The sequence below is a fragment of the Olsenella sp. SW781 genome (genome assembly GCF_012027725.1).
GTDB lineage: Bacteria > Actinomycetota > Coriobacteriia > Coriobacteriales > Atopobiaceae > Thermophilibacter.
In genome coordinates, this window is sequence record NZ_SJOU01000001.1 from 94,793 (window position 1) to 111,946 (window position 17,154).

16 protein-coding genes are annotated in these 17,154 nt (G+C 69.6%); 14 read left to right on the forward strand and 2 right to left on the reverse strand.

Annotated features, from left to right (window positions below; translation table 11 throughout):
- Positions 1–261: 261 nt before the first annotated feature.
- Both E0L17_RS00365 and rpsT read right to left on the reverse strand, forming a co-directional pair.
- On the reverse strand, positions 262–1,293 hold the full coding sequence (locus E0L17_RS00365) for a type IV toxin-antitoxin system AbiEi family antitoxin domain-containing protein (protein WP_167929315.1): 1,032 nt from the start codon (positions 1,291–1,293) through the stop codon (positions 262–264).
- 432 nt (positions 1,294–1,725) lie between these two features.
- A complete protein-coding gene (rpsT, locus tag E0L17_RS00370; protein ID WP_167929316.1) occupies positions 1,726–1,989 on the reverse strand; it encodes a 30S ribosomal protein S20 in 264 nt (87 codons plus the stop codon).
- A 108-nt stretch (positions 1,990–2,097) separates the two neighbouring features.
- Here rpsT and lepA point away from each other — a divergent pair, with 108 nt between their 5' ends.
- From lepA to rpsO, 14 genes are all read left to right on the forward strand, one after another.
- Positions 2,098–3,909, forward strand: coding sequence for a translation elongation factor 4 (gene lepA, locus E0L17_RS00375; RefSeq protein WP_167929317.1), 1,812 nt, complete (start codon positions 2,098–2,100; stop codon positions 3,907–3,909).
- Positions 3,906–4,919, forward strand: coding sequence for a tRNA dihydrouridine synthase (locus E0L17_RS00380; RefSeq protein WP_353652918.1), 1,014 nt, complete (start codon positions 3,906–3,908; stop codon positions 4,917–4,919). Before lepA ends, E0L17_RS00380 begins: the two co-directional genes overlap by 4 nt.
- Before the next feature lie 437 nt (positions 4,920–5,356).
- Complete coding sequence (gene hemW / locus E0L17_RS00385; protein WP_167929318.1) at positions 5,357–6,577, forward strand: radical SAM family heme chaperone HemW; 1,221 nt, start codon at positions 5,357–5,359, stop codon at positions 6,575–6,577.
- Between the two features lie 182 nt (positions 6,578–6,759).
- Positions 6,760–7,230, forward strand: coding sequence for a deoxycytidylate deaminase (locus tag E0L17_RS00390; protein WP_167929319.1), 471 nt, complete (start codon positions 6,760–6,762; stop codon positions 7,228–7,230).
- 374 nt (positions 7,231–7,604) lie between these two features.
- A complete protein-coding gene (locus tag E0L17_RS00395; RefSeq protein ID WP_167929320.1) occupies positions 7,605–8,705 on the forward strand; it encodes a DnaJ domain-containing protein in 1,101 nt (366 codons plus the stop codon).
- Between the two features lie 102 nt (positions 8,706–8,807).
- The gene (gene dnaJ, locus E0L17_RS00400; RefSeq protein ID WP_167929321.1) at positions 8,808–10,031 is read left to right on the forward strand and encodes a molecular chaperone DnaJ; all 1,224 of its coding nucleotides are present in this window, start codon (positions 8,808–8,810) and stop codon (positions 10,029–10,031) included.
- Positions 10,028–11,323, forward strand: coding sequence for a MiaB/RimO family radical SAM methylthiotransferase (locus E0L17_RS00405; RefSeq protein WP_167929322.1), 1,296 nt, complete (start codon positions 10,028–10,030; stop codon positions 11,321–11,323). Before dnaJ ends, E0L17_RS00405 begins: the two co-directional genes overlap by 4 nt.
- Positions 11,324–11,736: 413 nt before the next feature.
- Positions 11,737–12,711 (forward strand): PhoH family protein, encoded by a 975-nt coding sequence (locus E0L17_RS00410; protein ID WP_167929323.1) that lies wholly within the window; start codon positions 11,737–11,739, stop codon positions 12,709–12,711.
- Positions 12,701–13,213, forward strand: a complete 513-nt coding sequence (gene ybeY, locus E0L17_RS00415) for an rRNA maturation RNase YbeY (RefSeq protein WP_167929324.1) — start codon at positions 12,701–12,703, stop codon at positions 13,211–13,213. The genes E0L17_RS00410 and ybeY overlap by 11 nt, the downstream gene beginning before the upstream one ends.
- Complete coding sequence (locus E0L17_RS00420) at positions 13,210–13,587, forward strand: diacylglycerol kinase family protein (protein WP_167929325.1); 378 nt, start codon at positions 13,210–13,212, stop codon at positions 13,585–13,587. The genes ybeY and E0L17_RS00420 overlap by 4 nt, the downstream gene beginning before the upstream one ends.
- A gap of 28 nt (positions 13,588–13,615) precedes the next feature.
- Positions 13,616–14,539, forward strand: a complete 924-nt coding sequence (gene era, locus E0L17_RS00425; protein ID WP_167929326.1) for a GTPase Era — start codon at positions 13,616–13,618, stop codon at positions 14,537–14,539.
- Positions 14,540–14,541: 2 nt separating this feature from the next.
- Positions 14,542–15,294, forward strand: coding sequence for a DNA repair protein RecO (gene recO, locus E0L17_RS00430; RefSeq protein ID WP_167929327.1), 753 nt, complete (start codon positions 14,542–14,544; stop codon positions 15,292–15,294).
- A gap of 175 nt (positions 15,295–15,469) precedes the next feature.
- Positions 15,470–16,186, forward strand: a complete 717-nt coding sequence (locus E0L17_RS00435; RefSeq protein WP_167929328.1) for a gamma-glutamyl-gamma-aminobutyrate hydrolase family protein — start codon at positions 15,470–15,472, stop codon at positions 16,184–16,186.
- 568 nt (positions 16,187–16,754) lie between these two features.
- Positions 16,755–17,033, forward strand: a complete 279-nt coding sequence (rpsO, locus tag E0L17_RS00440; protein WP_167929329.1) for a 30S ribosomal protein S15 — start codon at positions 16,755–16,757, stop codon at positions 17,031–17,033.
- Positions 17,034–17,154 lie beyond the last annotated feature (121 nt).

The window sequence follows — 17,154 nt, forward strand, 5'->3', positions numbered from 1 at the left end:
CCTGCACGGGTCTTCTCGCCATGCTCTCCTCCTCATGCCTCCTCCCCATGCCTCCCGAGTGTCTCGTTTCGGACGGACGCGCCCTCTCCGGAGCCCTCGTCCGTCCGAAACGAGACACTCGACCGGCAGGCCACCCCGGCCGTGACGCCACGCCTCGTCTCTCCCCGGCTGAGTGACGCGTTTCGAACGGATGGGGGCCTCAGAGGGCGTTCATCTGGTCTAAAGCTGTCACTCAGCGCGAGTGGGCCGAGGGCGGGCGCCTCACGCCAGCCCGTATGCCTCCGCCGGAACGAGGTCGTGGGTCGGGCCGTCCGGAATGGAGACGAGCGGCTCGTGGTCGCGCGGCACGCCGAAGGTCCCCAGCAGGCGGTTGAACTCGTACAGGTCGCCGACCTCCTCGGGGGAGAAGCGGATAATCTTCGGCCGGTCGATGGTGATGCGGGACTCGCGCCGGCGCTCTCGTCTCAGCGCAACGAGTGGACTGCCGCCGTTCATCTCCGGGTTCCATACCTTCTCGCCCCCGTCGAGCTCACCGATGATAATGGTGCCGTCAGGGAGCACCCACATGAAGTCGACGTGAAGGATGCGCCCGGGGCTCATGGGATCCTGCACGGGGACCTGCAGGTCAGGCATCTGGTATCCCAGCTGGTACATGGTCGCGCGGGCGATTGACTCCATGCCGTTGTCGGGTCGCGGGTCGGCAAACGACGCCGTCATCTCCGCCTGCCTGAAGCCGCGGTATCGTGACCCCATGGACCTGACGTACGCGATGAGCGCATCCCCGCCCAGCTTGCCCGCATGCAGGGCGGAGTCGGCGATCGCGAGCCCCTCGGGAAAGCTGTGGCGACGCATGCAGTCGAAGACCGTCCTTTCCAGTGCGGTCACGGGAACGCCGGACGCCATGACGGCGGTCTCGTCGCGCATGTGAACCGCCGCAATCCTGCCCCCGTGATATCGTCTCGCTCCGGACGACGTGGCAACCTGCAGCGGCTCCTGGAGGCGGTTTGACACGCTGAGGCCGTGCGCGACCGCGGCCGAGGTGCCGCAGAAGACCCAGTCGGGATGGAGCTCGTGGAGGGCGCGCATCATGGAGAGCGTCTGCTCGGTCTTGCTGAGCGCGTGCCAGACCTCCGCCCGCGCATACAGCCGCGGGAGCGGGGAGACGAGCTCGCCAGACCTCACACGACGCTCAAGGGCGCGATGGAGTCTCCCCGGGAACGACTCGAGGCACGCGCCGCGTCGCTCCGCCTCCCGCATGAAGACGTCAATCTCGTGGTCCACGCTCTGCCACACGCCCCCTCCTCTCCGTCTTGGTGGGGATGATAGGGGAGAGACGGACTGCGGTGTCTTCCCGGCCTCTGACGCGTCGCTGACACCGCAGGTGGGAGGGGCTGTGCCGGCCTTGGTGACTTCGCGGGCGGAGCGCCTGGGCCGGCAGGCGGCGTCCTGGCGGCGTCATGTACAGGGGGGCGGGCCACGAGATGTCGTTTTTCTCGCCATTCGTCACGATTGCTGCGTGAGTGACGCGTTTTGGACGGACGCGACCTCCGAAAGGGCATCGTCCGTCCAAAACGCGTCACTCAGGTGAGGCGAGGGGGCGTGCCGAGAAGGGCGTACCGAGAAGGACGTGCCGAGAAGGACGCACGGCCCGCCCGTTCTTCTCGGCACGAAAAAGCGGACCCGGGCAGCACCCCGGGTCCGCTCACGCGCTCTATGAGAGAGAAGCTACTTGATGGTGTTCACGAGCTTCTGCACGCCGCTCTTGCGCTGGGCGGCCTGGTTCTTGTGGATGATGCCCTTGGAAGCGGCCTTGTCGAGCAGGCGGCCGGCCTTGTTGGCGGCGTCCTGGGCGGCGTCGACGTCCTTGGCCTCGACGGCGAGGCGGACCTTCTTGATGGCGGTCTTGAGCTCGGAGCGGACCGCGCGGTTGCGCTGACGCGCCTTCTCAGCGGTGATGATGCGCTTCTTCTGAGACTTGATGTTAGCCACGTGCAGTTCCTTTCGGTTCTTAACTATGTGAGGCCTCTGTGCTGAGACACGGCGAGGTCAACCCGATGAATATAGCATATCCCCTCAGAGTTCGCTATCATTCACCTCATGTCTACTAACGATACCTCACATATCCGCAACTTCTCGATCGTTGCGCACATCGACCATGGCAAGTCGACCATCTCGGACCGCATCCTCGAGCTTACCCACACGGTGGAGGAGCGCGACATGGAGGCCCAGCTGCTCGACACGATGGACATCGAGCGGGAGCGCGGCATCACGATCAAGTCCAACGCCGTGCGCGTGACCTACGACTCCGATGACGGTGAGACCTACCAGTTCAACCTCATCGACACGCCGGGCCACGTGGACTTCACCTACGAGGTCTCCCGCAGCCTCGCGGCCTGCGAGGGCGCGGTGCTCGTCGTGGACGCCACGCAGGGCGTGGAGGCGCAGACCGTCTCCAACGCCAACCTCGCGATGAACGCGAACCTCGACATCGTGCCCGCGATCAACAAGATCGACCTGCCGAGCGCCGAGCCCGACCGCGTGAAGGAGGAGATCGAGGAGGACCTCGCCATCCCGGCCGAGGACGCCGTGTGCGTCTCCGGCAAGACGGGCGAGGGCATCCACGACCTGCTCGAGGCCATTGTCATGCTCGTCTCGCCGCCCAAGGGCGACTACGACGCGCCGCTCAAGGCCCTCATCCTCGACTCCTACTTCGACGAGTACCGCGGCGTGGTGGCCACGGTGCGCGTCTTCGACGGCCACATCCGCAAGGGCGACCAGCTCCGGATGATGCAGGCCGGCGAGGGCTTCCTCGTGGACGGCGTGGGCGTCAAGCGCCCGGCCGAGCAGCTCGTGGAGGAGCTCGGCGTCGGCGAGGTCGGCTTCGTCGTCACGGGCCTCAAGAACCCCGAGGCCGTGCGCGTGGGCGACACGCTCACGTACGCGAGCCGCCCCTGCGATGAGGCGCTTCCGGGCTACCGCGAGGCCAAGCCGATGGTCTACACCGGCATCTTCCCGATAGACAACAAGGACTACGAGAACCTGCGCGACGCCCTGGAGAAGCTGCGCGTGAACGACCCCTCGCTTACGTGGAGCCCCGAGACCTCGGTGGCCCTGGGCTTCGGCTTCCGCGTGGGCTTTTTGGGCCTGCTCCACATGGAGGTCGTGAAGGAGCGCCTGGAGCGCGAGTTCGCGCTGTCGCTGATCGCGACCAGCCCTTCCGTGGACTATCACGTCTACAAGACCGACGGCGAGATGATCGAGGTGAGAAGCCCCCAGGACCTGCCCGACGTCACGCGCATCGAGCGGATCGAGGAGCCCTACCTCAAGGCCAAGGTCATCGTGCCGCCCGAGTACACGGGCGCCGTCATGCAGCTCGCCATCGAGCACCGCGGCATCACGCAGGACATGGTCTACCTCTCCGAGAAGTCCGTCGAGATGCACTTTGACGTCCCGCTCGCCGAGCTCATCCTGGACTTCTTCGACCAGCTCAAGAGCCGCACCAAGGGCTACGCGAGCCTGGACTACGAGTTCTCCGACTACCGCGCGAGCGACCTCGTGAAGCTCGACATCCTGCTCTCCGGCGACGAGGTGGACGCCCTGAGCTTCATCGTGCACCGCGACAAGGCCTACGCGATGGCGCGCGGCCTCTGCGACAAGCTCAAGGAGATCATCCCGCGTCAGCAGTTCGAGGTGCCCATCCAGGGGGCCATCGGCAACAAGATCATCGCCCGCAGCACCGTCAAGGCCGTGCGCAAGGACGTCCTGGCCAAGTGCTACGGCGGCGACATCTCGCGCAAGCGCAAGCTCCTGGAGAAGCAGAAGGAGGGCAAGAAGCGCATGAAGCAGATCGGCTCCGTGGAGGTGCCGCAGGAGGCGTTCCTCGCCGTCCTCAAGGTGGACGACCAGTGACGGCCGCCGAGGTCCTGGCCGCCTACGCCCCCGCCGCCCACCTCGAGTTGCCTAAAAGGGGCCAGGCCCCTTTTAGGCAACTTTCCCTCGCGGGGCGCCTCTCGGGCAAGCTGCTCATGGCGCCGATGGCGGGCGTCTCCGACGCGGCGTATCGCCTCATGGCGCGCGCGGGCGGGGCGGCCTTGGCCTACTCCGAGATGGTCTCGTGCGCGGGGCTCCACTACGGCGAGAAGAGCTGGGAGCTCGTGGACCCCGACCCGGCAGAGCCGGAGATCGCGGTGCAGCTCTTTGGGTCCAAGCCGGAGCTCTTTCGCGAGTCCGCGGAGCGCGTGGCGGCGCGCCTGGGCGAGCGTCTCGCGCTCATCGACATCAACATGGCCTGCCCCGTGCCCAAGGTGACCAAGAAGGGCGAGGGGTCGGCGCTGCTGGAGGATCCGGCGCTCGCGGCAGAGATCGTGCGCGCGTGCCGCGAGGGCGCCCCGGGCATCGCCGTGACGGTGAAGATCCGCCGCGGCCGCTACATGGGGCAGGAGGTGGCGCCCGAGTTCACGCGCGCGATGGAGGCCGCGGGCGCGGCGGCGGTGGCCGTGCACGGGCGCTTCGCCACGCAGATGTATCACGGCGAGGCGGACTGGGGCGCCGTGAGCCGCGTCGTGGATGCCGTGGACATCCCCGTCATCGCTTCTGGCGACATCCTCTCGCACGACGCCGCGCGCCGCGCGCTCGCGGAGACCGGCGCGACGGCCGTGATGGTGGCGCGCGGGACCTACGGCAACCCGTGGGTCTTCTCGGGCCACGAGGCTACGGTCGCCGAGAGGATCGCGGCCTTTGAGTGTCACGTGCGCCTGCTCGAGGCCACGGGCGCCCACCTCAAGCGCGCCCGCAGCCTTGCGGGGTGGTACTTCAAGGGCATGCCCGACGCCGCGCGCTGGCGCAACGCCGCCATGAGCTGCGTCACCGCCGAGGAGTTCCTCGCCGTGGCCGCCGAGGTCCGCGCGCACGTGTGCTGACGCGCCGGGCGCGCCAAACGAACCCGACTTAATTTGCATGCGCGCTCGGAGAGGCGAGAAGAGCTGGCGCTGCGTTGCGGCTTCGGGCATCGTGGCAATCTCCGCCGTCTCGGCGTTGTCGGATTTGGGATTGAGGCAATCTGTCGCGGACGCCAACTGCGCGCTCTTCTCCGCTCGCTTCGAATTCGGGGGTCGTGGCAGCGCAAAACCTGCCACGACCCCCATCCGCGCAACGCCCGCGAGGCGAGAATTGCCACGACCCCAGATTCCGCAGCGGCGGCGATTGCGCCCCGTCGCGTGAGATCCAGGCATAGAATACTTCGCATGTACGTGGGATTCATGGCAGCGCCGCCTCTGCCGGACCGATGCCAGCGATGAGCGCGGAAAGACGGGGCGGGTCGTTGACATCGCCGCGCGGACACGATAATGGAGCCCCTATGACCGGTGCCCTCTACCTGCACGTTCCGTTCTGCGCACGCAAGTGCGCGTACTGCGACTTCGCCTCATGGGCCACGCCCGCGGGAGACGCGCTCATGGGGACGTATGCCCGCGCGCTCGAGGCGCAGCTGGACGAGGTGGCGGCGCTGGGGCTGCTTCAGGGCTGCGAGACGGCCTACGTGGGCGGCGGCACGCCGACGCTTCTGGGCGAGAAGGACCTCGCTCAGCTGGTCGGGAAGGTCGTGAGCATCACGGCCCCCTCCGAGCTCACCTGCGAGGCCAACCCGGACTCGCTCGCCGACGAGGTCCTTCTCGCCGTCCGGGAGGCGGGCGCGACGCGCCTCTCCATTGGCGTCCAGAGCTTGGACGACGGGGAGCTCGCGGAGCTGGGGCGCCTGCATGACGCCGCCTGCGCCCGCGAGCGCGTGTCGGCTGCCGTGGCGTCGGGCCTCGACGTCTCCGTCGACCTCATGTGCGCGACGCCGGGACAGACGGGCGAGAGCTGGCTTCGGTCGCTCGGCGGCGTGCTCGCGCTCGGCGTGGGCCACGTGAGCGTCTATCCGCTCCAGATCGAGGAGGGGACCGCCCTCGACCGGCGCTTTTCGAATGACCCGTGCACGTGGAACGACCCCGAGGTTCAGGCCGAGCGAATGAGCAAGGCTCAGGTCGTGCTTGAGGGTCGAGGCTATGCTCGCTATGAGGTCGCGAGCTACGCGCGCGCAGGTAAGGAGTGCCGTCACAACAAGGCCTACTGGACGGGTTTATCCTACGTGGGGCTGGGCACCGGAGCCTCGAGCATGCTCGACCTTGAGGGTTACCTGAGACTTTCAAAGGCCTGCCCACGGCTCCCCACTGCCCCGGCGGACGTCCGGCGTGTCCGGCTCACGGTCGAGACGCCCCGACGCGAGCTCGCCGAAGCCCCGCGCCTCTCCGCGCTGTCCTTCTCGCTCGAGTTCCTGACCGAGCCCCAGGCGGTTGCCGAGGACCTCATGCTCGGGGCCCGGCTCGTGGATGGGCTGCGCCCCGAGCTCGTGAGGCGCGCCCGCGAGCTCTTCGGGGCCCGTCTTGACGACACCGTCGACGTTCTTCTCGCCCGCGGCCTTCTGGGCGAGAAGAACGGCCGGCTTGCACCCACCGAGCAGGGCTGGCTCCTGGGCAACGAGCTCTACGGCGCCCTCTGGGACCTCGCCCCCGGCGAGGTCGCGACGGCGAGCTGCTGAGGGCGGTCGCGCCGATGTGATTAACGCGCGCCCGCGCAGGCCTTTCTCGCGTTTGCCCAGTTGCGCTCTCAGGGTCCGTGCGCGAGTGCGCGTTTATCTGGGAGACGGCCCGAGGCCCCCTCTTGCGCCGCATCCGCAAATGCGCCATGCTAGCAGCGGAAACGTCGCGAGAGGGGAGCGTCATGCCGGGAAAGCGCACCGATGTCATCAGCTGGGACGAGTTCTTCATGAAGGCCGCCGTCGCGGCGAGCCTGCGCAGCAAGGACCCCAACACGCAGGTCGGGGCCTGCATCGCCGACACCAACCACCGCATCCTCTCGGTGGGCTACAACGGCACGCCCTCGGGCCTGAACGACGACGAGTTCCCCTGGGGCACGGACGACGACCCGCTCTACGACAAGCACAACTACGTCATCCACGCCGAGGCCAACGCCATCCTCAACTACCGCGGCTCGCTCAAGGACATGACCGGCGCCACGGTCTACGTGACGCTCTTCCCGTGCCACGAGTGCGCCAAGACCCTCGTGCAGGCGGGCATCGGCGAGGTCGTCTACCTCGACGACAAGTACGACGGCACGGAGGACAACCTCATCTCCAAGAACATCCTGCAGCGCTGCGGCGTCTCCTACCGGCAGATCTCGTTCGAGGAGTAGGGCGGGCCGCGATTCGTCGCGAGTGCCCCGCGGATTCGCTGCGCGGGGGATTGGCGACACTTTGGCCGTTGGAAACGTCGCGTGGCCCCCGCTCTGTGGCGGTGCGGGGGATTGGCGACACTTCGGCGGCTGGAAACGTCGCGAGACGCCCGCACGGTGGCGGTGCGGGCCCGAGGCGACACTTTGGCGGCGCAAACCGTCGCGAAGCCCCCCACGGCGACGACGCGGGGCCGAGGCGACGCCCGGCCCGGTCCGCCCCACCCCGCCCCTCGGCCGTGTGGACCGCGCGGATAACGGCTCCCCTGTGAATGACCTCGCCTTCCGGCGGATATAATCAACCCATCTGTGTCACCACCAGCAGGGAGACCCGCCACATGGCATCGATGAACGACAAGGACTACTACGCCATCCTCGGCGTCGAGAAGGACGCCTCCACCGACGAGATACGAAAGGCCTTCCAGCAGAAGGCGCGCAAGCTCCACCCCGACGTCAACAAGGCGCCGGATGCCGAGGAGCGCTTCAAGGAGGTCTCCGAGGCGTACGCCGTGCTCTCGGACGCCGACAAGCGCAAGCGCTACGACGCCATGCGCTCCGGCTCGCCCTTCGCGACGGGCGGCTACGGCGGTCCCTCGCCCCAGGGCGGCTACGACCCCTTCGGCGGGAGCCCCTTCGGATGGGGGCCCTTCGGCTCCGGCTTCGGGGGCGCCGCCTCGCGCCGCCGCTCGCGCGCGTACAACCCGCGGGCCGGCGCGGACGTCGTCTACGAGCTCACGGTCGACGCCAAGACGGCCGCCGAGGGCACCCGGCGCGGGGTCACCTACCAGCGCTACGCGCCCTGCGGCGTCTGCCACGGCTCGGGCTCCGTGGAGGCCGAGCATCCCGAGACCTGCCCCACGTGCGGCGGCTCGGGCCACATCACCGTCGACACGGGGCTCTTCGGCGTCATGATGATGACCTGCCCGGAGTGCGAGGGCACGGGCAAGGTGGTCGCCGACCCCTGTCACGCCTGCGGCGGCACCGGCCGCACGCTCTCGGCGAGCGAGGTCGTGATCGACGTCCCTGCCGGGAGCCATGACGGCGACGAGGTCCGCAAGCCCGGCATGGGCAACGCCGGCACCAACGGCTCCGCGGCGGGCGACTTCGTCTGCCGCGTCTGCGTGCCCGAGGAGCGGCTCACGCGCCGTCAGGCGGGCGGCTTCAACCTGGTGGGCTTTGCCGTGCCCTTCGCCGTGCTCGGCGCGCTCACGGGCACGCTCGCCTCGATGTCCCTCATCATCGTCATCCCGCTCGTCGTGGGGATCTACATGGTCGTCCGCGACGGCGTGCGCGCGAGCGGGCGCTGGTGGAGGAACGCCGGCGTCGCCGTCGCCAACGGCGCGTCCAACGGCCTCATGCTCGCGCTCTTCATGGTGATGATGTTCTCATGCACCTCGGGCCTCGGCCGCGCGGGCTACATGGGGTACCGATACTGGTAGTTTCAGAAAAGTGATAGCTTTGTGGGAGGCGGGGGCTCGCACCCCGCCTCTTTCAGGGTATAAGTACCCGCGGACAAGAACCGACCAGCTCTGGAGATGCACGTGGAACCAAAGAGGGACTACTACGAGGTGCTCGAGGTGCCTCGTGACGCCGACGCCAAGACGATCAAGCGCGCCTTTCTCAAGAAGGCCCGCAAGCTCCACCCGGACGTCTCGGACGCCCCCGACGCCGAGGAGAAGTTCAAGGAGGTCAACGAGGCCTACTCGGTCCTCTCGGACGACCAGAAGCGCGCCAACTACGACCGCTACGGCGACCCGAACGGCCCGGCGGGCTTCGGCTCCGACTACGTGGACGTCTCCGACATCTTCGGCGGGGGAGGCTTCGGCTTCGGCGACATCTTCGACTCCTTCTTCGGCGGCGGCGCGGGCCGCGCGGGCGCCCAGGCGCGCACGCGCGGGCGCGACATGGGGATACGCCTCACGGTGACGCTCGAGGAGGCCGCGGCCGGCTGCCACAAGACCGTCGCCTACACGCGCCTCGCCCCGTGCGAGGACTGCGGCGGCACCGGGGCGGCCGAGGGCGGCCGCATGCACACGTGCGAGCGCTGCCACGGCACCGGGCGCGTGGTCGAGGTCCAGCGGACGATCTTCGGCCAGATGCAGACGCAGACGACCTGCCCCGCCTGCAACGGCCAGGGCCAGGTCATAGACCACCCCTGCGAGACCTGCGAGGGTCAGGGCCGCACGCCCTCGCGCGAGAAGGTCGAGGTCCAGGTGCCCGCCGGCGTCCACTCCGGCCAGACCCTCACCGTCGAGGGCAAGGGCGAGGCGGGCGTGCGCGGCGACGCCTCGGGCAACCTCGTCGTGAGCATCGAGGTCCAGGAGTCCGACCGCTTCGAGCGGCGCGGCGACGACCTCCTCTGCACCGTGCGCGTGGACGCGCTGCAGGCCATCCTCGGCACCACCGTCACCATCGACGGCATCATGGAGGGCGAGCGCGTGACCGTGGAGGTCCCCGCGGGCTGCCAGTTCGGCCAGCAGGTCGTGGTGGAGCGCAAGGGCATGCCGCGCATGGGCATGATCGCCCGCGGCAACCTCGTGGCGGTGGTCCAGGTGGAGACCCCGCGCGACCTCACCAAGAAGCAGCTGCTCGACGTCGCCGCCATCGTCGCGGAGCGGGCCCTCGGGGAGGACGCAGCCCCGGGGGAGGCCGAGAAGGGCGCGGCCGAGGCCGAGGGGTTCTCGGCGGCGGCGGAGAACGCGGCCGAGCACTTCGCCAAGGAGCGCTGGCACGCGCCCAAGAACCCCTTCAGGGGCCGCAAGTGACGCCCGACCCGCGCGGGCGTCGCGCGGGCGTCGCCCTCGTGAACCTCGGATGCCGCGTCAACCGCGTCGAGCTCGACCTCATGGCATCCGAGCTCGAGCGGGCGGGCGTCGCGCTGGTGGGGGAGGAGGACGCCTCCGCGGTGGTGGTGAACACCTGCGCCGTCACCGGCGAGGCGGAGGCGAAGACGAGAAAGGCCGTCCGGCGCGCCGCCGGCCTGCCGCAGGCGCCCTTCGTGGTGGCCACCGGCTGCGTCGCCAACCTGTTCTCCGACGAGCTCTCTGCGCTCGCCCCCAACGTCGTCGTTGAGCGCGACAAGTCCCGCGTGGCGGCGCGCGTGCTCGAGGGCCTGGGCCTTGCCCCCGCCGCCGACGGCCCTGCGGCGGGCGCGTCGTGCGGCGCGGACACGGTGACCCCCACCGGCCGCACGCGGCCCGGCATCAAGATCCAGGACGGCTGCGACAACCGCTGCACCTACTGCATCGTCTGGAGGGCGCGGGGCGCCGCGCGCAGCGAGGCTCCCGGCCGCGTCCTCTCCGAGGTGCGCGCCGCCATGGAGCGCGGGGCGCACGAGGTCGTCCTCACGGGCATCAACCTGGGGAGCTATCGCGCCGCCGACGAGCGCGGGCGCGAGCTGGACCTTCCCGCCCTACTCGAGGTCCTTCTCGCCGAGACCGGGGTCGAGCGGGTGAGGCTCTCGTCGATCGAGCCGCCCGACGTGACGGAGCGGCTCTGCTCCGTCATGGCCGCCTCGGGCGGGCGCGTGGCGCCCTTCCTGCACGTGTGCCTCCAGTCCGGCTGCGACGAGACGCTCAGGCGCATGGCGCGCGTCTACCGCACGGACCTCTTCCGGCGCGTGGTGGAGACGGCCCGCTCGCACGTCCCCGACATCGCCCTCAGCACGGACCTCATCGTGGGCTTTCCCGGGGAGACCGAGGAGGAGTTCGGGCGGAGCCTCGCCTTCTGCCGCGAGATGCGCTTCTCGTGGATGCACGTCTTCCGCTACTCGCGTCGCCCGGGGACGCCTGCGGCGACGATGCCCGGCCAGGTCCCGGCCGACGTCTCAGCCGAGCGGGGACGACGGGCGCGCGAGCTCGCCCGCGAGATGCGCCGCGCCGAGGCCGAAAGGCTCGTGGGCGCGGAGGACCTCGTCGTCGTGCAGTATCCGGGGCGCGCGGTCTCCGGAGGCCTCTTCGACGTCGTGGTGGACGACTCCATCCCCGTGGACTCCCTCGTGCGGGTGCGCCTCGCCTCGGTGCGTGACGACGCCACCCTCGTGGGGGAGGCGCTCTGAGGCGCGACCGCCCTTCTCGCGTGCGCCGATTCCCACGCCCGGCCCTCGCGGTTGCCCGCCCCGCCCCTTCTCGCCCTGCGGCCGCTCGGTCGTGCCCTTCCTCGCCCTGTGGCCGCTTAGGTGAGCACAGACTTCGAACCATCGCGCACGGATTTCTTAGGTGAGTCGCAAAATCCCTGCTCACGGGTGACTATTCTGCTTAGGTGAGCGACGATAGTTAAACATCCTTGCTCACCTAAGCTAGGTGAGGGACGGCTGGCGAGAAGGACGCGGGACGGCTGGCGAGAAGGACGAGGGGCCCGCGGGCGAGAAGGACGTGCGCTGCTGCGCGGCGCAGGCGAGAGGGGCGCACGCCGCGGCACCTCGGCCGCGCCATCGGCTATCATCGAGTGAGCCTACCCAACAGGAGGAGCATGGAGCCAACCCAGGTTCGTCTCACAATTCCCGACTCCGTCGACCCGACGGCCGTCATGGGCCCCGCGGACGCGCTGCTGCGCCGCGTCGAGTCGGCCTTCGACGCCATGATCTCCGTGCGGGGCAGCTATGTCACCGTCTCGGGCCCCGCGGACGTCGTCGACCAGGTGACCTCGGTCTTCTCGCGCGTCATCAGGCTCGTCGAGGCGGGGGAGGCGCCCAGCGCCGGCGAGGTGGACGTCATCGTCGACCAGGTCCGCCACGGCGCGGCGCGCGTCGACCTCGGGGGCGACGACATCCTGCTCACGTACCGGGGCCGCGCGATCCGGCCCAAGACGGCCGGCCAGAAGCGCTACGTGGACTCCATTCGCCGCAACACCGTCACGTTTGGCGTCGGCCCCGCGGGAACCGGCAAGACCTACCTCGCCATGGCGATGGCCGTGGCCGCGCTCAAGCGCCGCGAGGTCGGCAGGATCGTGCTCGCGCGCCCCGTCGTGGAGGCGGGGGAGTCCCTCGGCTTCCTCCCCGGCACGCTGCAGGAGAAGCTCGACCCCTACGTGCGCCCGCTCTACGACGCGCTCTTCGACATGACGGACATCGAGAAGGGCAACGCCCTCATCGAGCAGGGCATCATCGAGATAGCGCCGCTCGCCTACATGCGCGGCCGCACGTTCAACAACGCCTTCGTCATCCTCGACGAGGCCCAGAACACCACGCCCGAGCAGATGAAGATGTTCCTTACGCGCCTGGGCTTCTCGTCCACCTTCGTGGTGACCGGCGACGCCTCCCAGCGCGACCTGCCGGGCGAGGGCGGCCTCGAGTCGGCGCGGCGCGCCCTCGCGGGGCTCGACGACATCGCCTTCGTCGACCTCGACCGCAACGACATCGTCCGCCACACGCTCGTCGCCCGCATCGTCGACGCCTACGAGGCCGCGGCGCGCGACGGGCAGGAGGGAGAGCAGCATGGCCGATAACGAGTACGACCTCCTCTTCGAGGACGGCGTCGCGTGCGCGCTGGGCGAGGACGAGATCCGCTCCGCCTGCGACGCCGTGCTCGCACACGAGGGCGTCGGGCGGCCGTGCGCCGTGTCGGTCTCCGTGGTGGGGGAGGAGCGCATCCGCGCGGTCAACGCCGAGTGGCGCGGCGTGGACGCCGCCACGGACGTCGTCTCCATCGAGTGCGAGCGCCCGGACGACCCGTCGCTCGCGCCCGGCGAGCCCTGCGAGCTCGGCGACATCGTCGTCGCGCCTGCCTACATCGGGCGCCAGGCGGCCGCCTTCGGCACCACGCCCGCGGACGAGACGCGCCTCATGCTCGTTCACGGCATGCTCCACCTGCTCGGACACGACCACCTCGACGACGCCTCGGCCGAGGCCATGGAGGCGCTCGAGGAGGACATCCTCGCCGGGATGCCCACCGACGGCACCATCGACCGCGTGGTCCTCACGCGCCACCGCGAGGAGGACGACGCATGATCCCCGGCTCCAAGAGCGACCACCCTGGCTTCCGTAAGAGCTTCCTCTTCGCGATGCAGGGCTTCCGCACCGCCGTCACCACCGAGCGCAACATCAAGGTGATGCTCGCCGCGGGCGCGTGCGCCGTCGTGGCCGGGCTCGTGGTCGGGCTCGACCTCCTGAGCTGGGCGGTCGTCATCCTGTGCTGCGGCGTCGTCATCATGGCCGAGCTCTTCAACACCGCGGTCGAGACCGTGGTGGACCTCGTGTCCCCGGAGTTCCACCCGCTCGCCGGCCGCGCCAAGGACATCGCCGCCGCGGCGGTCTGGGTGCTCTCGACGCTCGTCGCCGTCGTCGGCATCCTCGTCTTCGTCAACGCAATCTTCTTCGACTAGGGGCCCCGCGCCCCATGGAGGTCCTCGCATGAGCAAAGAGCGTGCCGAGAAGGACGTGCCGTTCAGGAGCGGCTTCGTCGCCCTGGTGGGACGTCCCAACGCCGGAAAGTCCACCCTGCTCAACGCCTGCATGGGCGAGAAGGTGGCCATCACGAGCCCCGTGGCGCAGACCACGCGCCGCCGCATGCGCGCCGTCATCAACACCCCGACGTCGCAGCTCGTGATCATCGACACGCCGGGCCTGCACAAGCCAAAGGACGCCCTGGGCAGCGAGCTCAACAAGAGCGCCCTCGGCGAGCTCGCCGACGCCGACGCCGTCGCCTTCCTCGTGGACGCCACCAAGCCGGTGGGGCGCGGGGACGAGTGGGTGGCCAACCACGTCGCGCGCGCCGATGCGGACTACAAGCTCCTCGTCCTCACCAAGGCGGACATCGCCGGCCCCGAGCAGGTGGCGGCGCAGCTCGAGGCCGCGCGCGCCCTCTGCGACTTCGACGACGAGCTCGTGGTCTCCGCGCGGGAGGGCTTCAACGTGGACGCCTTCGTGGGCCTCGTCTCCGAGCACCTGCCGGAGGGGCCGCGCTGGTTCCCCGAGGGCATGGACGTCGACGCCACCCCCGAGGACCTCGTCGCGGAGTTCGTGCGCGAGAAGCTCTTCCTTCACCTGCGCCAGGAGCTCCCTCACTCGGTGGGCGTCCTCTGCGAGAGCCTCGAGTACGCCGACGACGGGCATGCCTCCATCGAGGCCACCATCCTCGTGGAGCGCTCGGGGCAGCGCGGGATCGTGCTCGGGAAGGGCGGCCAGATGATCAAGCGCGTGGGCATCGAGGCGCGCCGCGACATCGAGCGCCTGCTCGGCTGCAAGGTGTTCCTCGAACTCACGGTGCGCGTCGCCCCCGCCTGGCGCCGCGACGAGCGTGAGATCCGCCGCCTGGGCTACTCCTCGGAGGACTAGGCGTGCCCGGCGGGAAGCGCACCTATCGCGCCCGCGCGGTCGTCCTTGACCGCACCAAGCTCGGCGAGCAGGACCTCATCCTGACGCTTCTCGGCTCCGACGGCTCCCAGCTCCGCGCCGTCGCGAAGGGCGCCCGCAAGCCCGGGGGCCGTCTCGCCGCCCGTGCCGAGCTCTTCTCCGAGGACGACTTTCTGCTCGCCAAGGGGCGCTCGCTCGACGTGGTCTCAGAGGCCTCGCTCGTCGAGCCCCACGCCTGCCTGCGCGGCGACTACGAGCGCGTCTCCGCGGCGAGCGCCGTCGCCGAGGTAGCGCGCCTCACCTGCTACGAGGACGCCCCCGACCCCTTCCTGTACCCCATCTGCTCGCGGGCGCTCGCCGCCTGCGAGGAGGCCGCCGACCAGCCCCATCTCGACCTCGTCGTCGCGGCCTATGTCATGAAGGTGCTCGCCCACGGCGGCTGGCGCCCGGAGCTTGCCGGCTGCGCCGCGTGCGGCGACGAGGCCGTGTCGTACTTCTCGGCGGCCATGGGCGGGGCGCTCTGCTCCTCCTGCGCGCGCGAGGTGGCTGGGGCGCAGGAGCTCACCTCCTCGCAGCTCGCGTGGCTGCGCGCGCTCATCGGCCTCACCTTCGATGAGCTCCTCGCCGCCCCGATCGACCCCGAGACGGCGGTATTCCTCCTCGGCCTGGCCCACACGTGGGCGGTGACCCACCTCGACAGCCGCCTGCGCGCGATGGAGTTCTGCCTCTCCGCGTAGGAACCTGACGCCTTCGCCGCCGCCAGGTCGTGGCATAATGGGCGGCCGGTAAAGGCGTGCAAAGGGGGCCGTGCAAAGGGGACAGGCACTTTTGCACGGTGAAGAAGCCGTGCAAAAGTGCCTGTCCCCTTTGCACGGCCCCCTTTGCACGATGTTCTCTCGAGAGGGGAGTCCCATGCCCAAGAAGCCCGTCATCGGCGTCGTGCCGCTCGTGGACTACGGCCGCGAGAGCCTGTGGATGCTGCCCGGGTACTTCGACGCCGTCCTCGAGGCGGGCGGCGTGCCCGTGATGCTGCCGCTCTCCGACGACGGCGACGCCCTGGATCGGGCCCTCGACGCCGTGGACGGCCTCGTCGTGACCGGCGGCCAGGACGTCGACCCCGCCCGCTATGGCGAGAAGGACCCCGAGGCCGTCGCCCTCTGCGGCGAGCTCTGCCGGGAGCGCGACGCCATGGAGGCCCTTCTCGTCCCGGCCGCCCTCGAGCGCGACCTGCCGCTCCTCGGCATCTGCCGCGGCCTCCAGGCGCTCAACGTCGTCCTCGGCGGCACGCTCTGGCAGGACCTCCCCAAGCAGCTCCCCTCCGAGGTCGAGCACCATGGGAAGGCGCCCTACGAGAACCCGGTCCATGAGGTGGACGTGCTTCCCGGCACGCCGCTCGCCGCCTGCGTGGGTGAGGGTGAGCTGCCCGTGAACAGCTTCCATCACCAGGCGCTGCGCGACGTGGCGCCCGGGCTCGAGGTCATGGCGACGGCACCGGACGGCGTGGTCGAGGCCGTGTGGCGCCCGGCCTCGCGCTTCTGCTGGGCCGTGCAGTGGCACCCCGAGTTCTCGCACGCCGTCGACGAGCCAAGCAGGAGGATCTTCTCGGCGCTTGTGGAGGCGTGCGAGTAGACGGCCCCGCTCCGGCCTCGGCCCTGGTCCAGCTCCGGCCCTGGCTGCGCTCCGGCCCTGATCCCGCTCCGGCGCCGACCCCACCCGCCGCCGAGTGACGCGTTTCGACCGGATGACGGCCCAGCCCGCCGCCGAGTGACGCGTTTCGACCGAATGACCGCCATAATAGAGGCTCGTCCGTACAAAGCGCGTCACTCATGCGACGGGGGCGCGGTTCACACCCCGCAATGGGAGACGCTGCCACGTCCTCCGATGAGTGACGGGTTTTGACCGGATGACGGCCGAAAAGCGGTCACGTCCGTCCAAAATGCGTCACTCATCGGCGGCGCGCGGTTCCGTCCGTACAAAACGAGTCACTCGGGCGGAGGGCGGGGCTGGCGGAGGGCGGACGCGTCACTTATGCGGCGGGAGCCGGCCCCACGCCCGCAACCGTGGATTTTCTGCCGAGAAGGACCTGCGGGCGCGGCTGTGCTACACTACCGCAGGTCAGTACCCCGTACCTGGAGGCCCGCCAACTGCCTGACGGCCATCCCAGTTCGGGGCGAATCCATGAGAAAGGTGGTTTGACATGGCAGTTTCGAAGGAGCGCAAGGCTGAGCTCGTCGCGCAGTACGGCGCCAACGACAAGGACTCCGGCTCCGCCGAGGTCCAGGTGGCCCTGCTCACCGAGCGCATCAAGGGCCTGACCGAGCACATGAAGACGCACCCGAAGGACTTCCACACCCGTCGTGGCCTCCTCATGCTCGTCGGCAAGCGCCGTCGCCTGCTGTCCTACATCAAGGCTCGCAACATCGAGGACTACCGCACCCTCATCAAGAGCCTCGGCATCCGCGACAACATCCAGTAGAGCGGTTCTTCGGAGGGGCGCCCGCGGGCGCCCCTTCTTTGGTTTGTCCGCGAGAAGCGCGGACGGGCGGCCATGGGGCCGCCGAGACGGCCCGCCTGCAATGGGGCAGGCGGAGATAAGG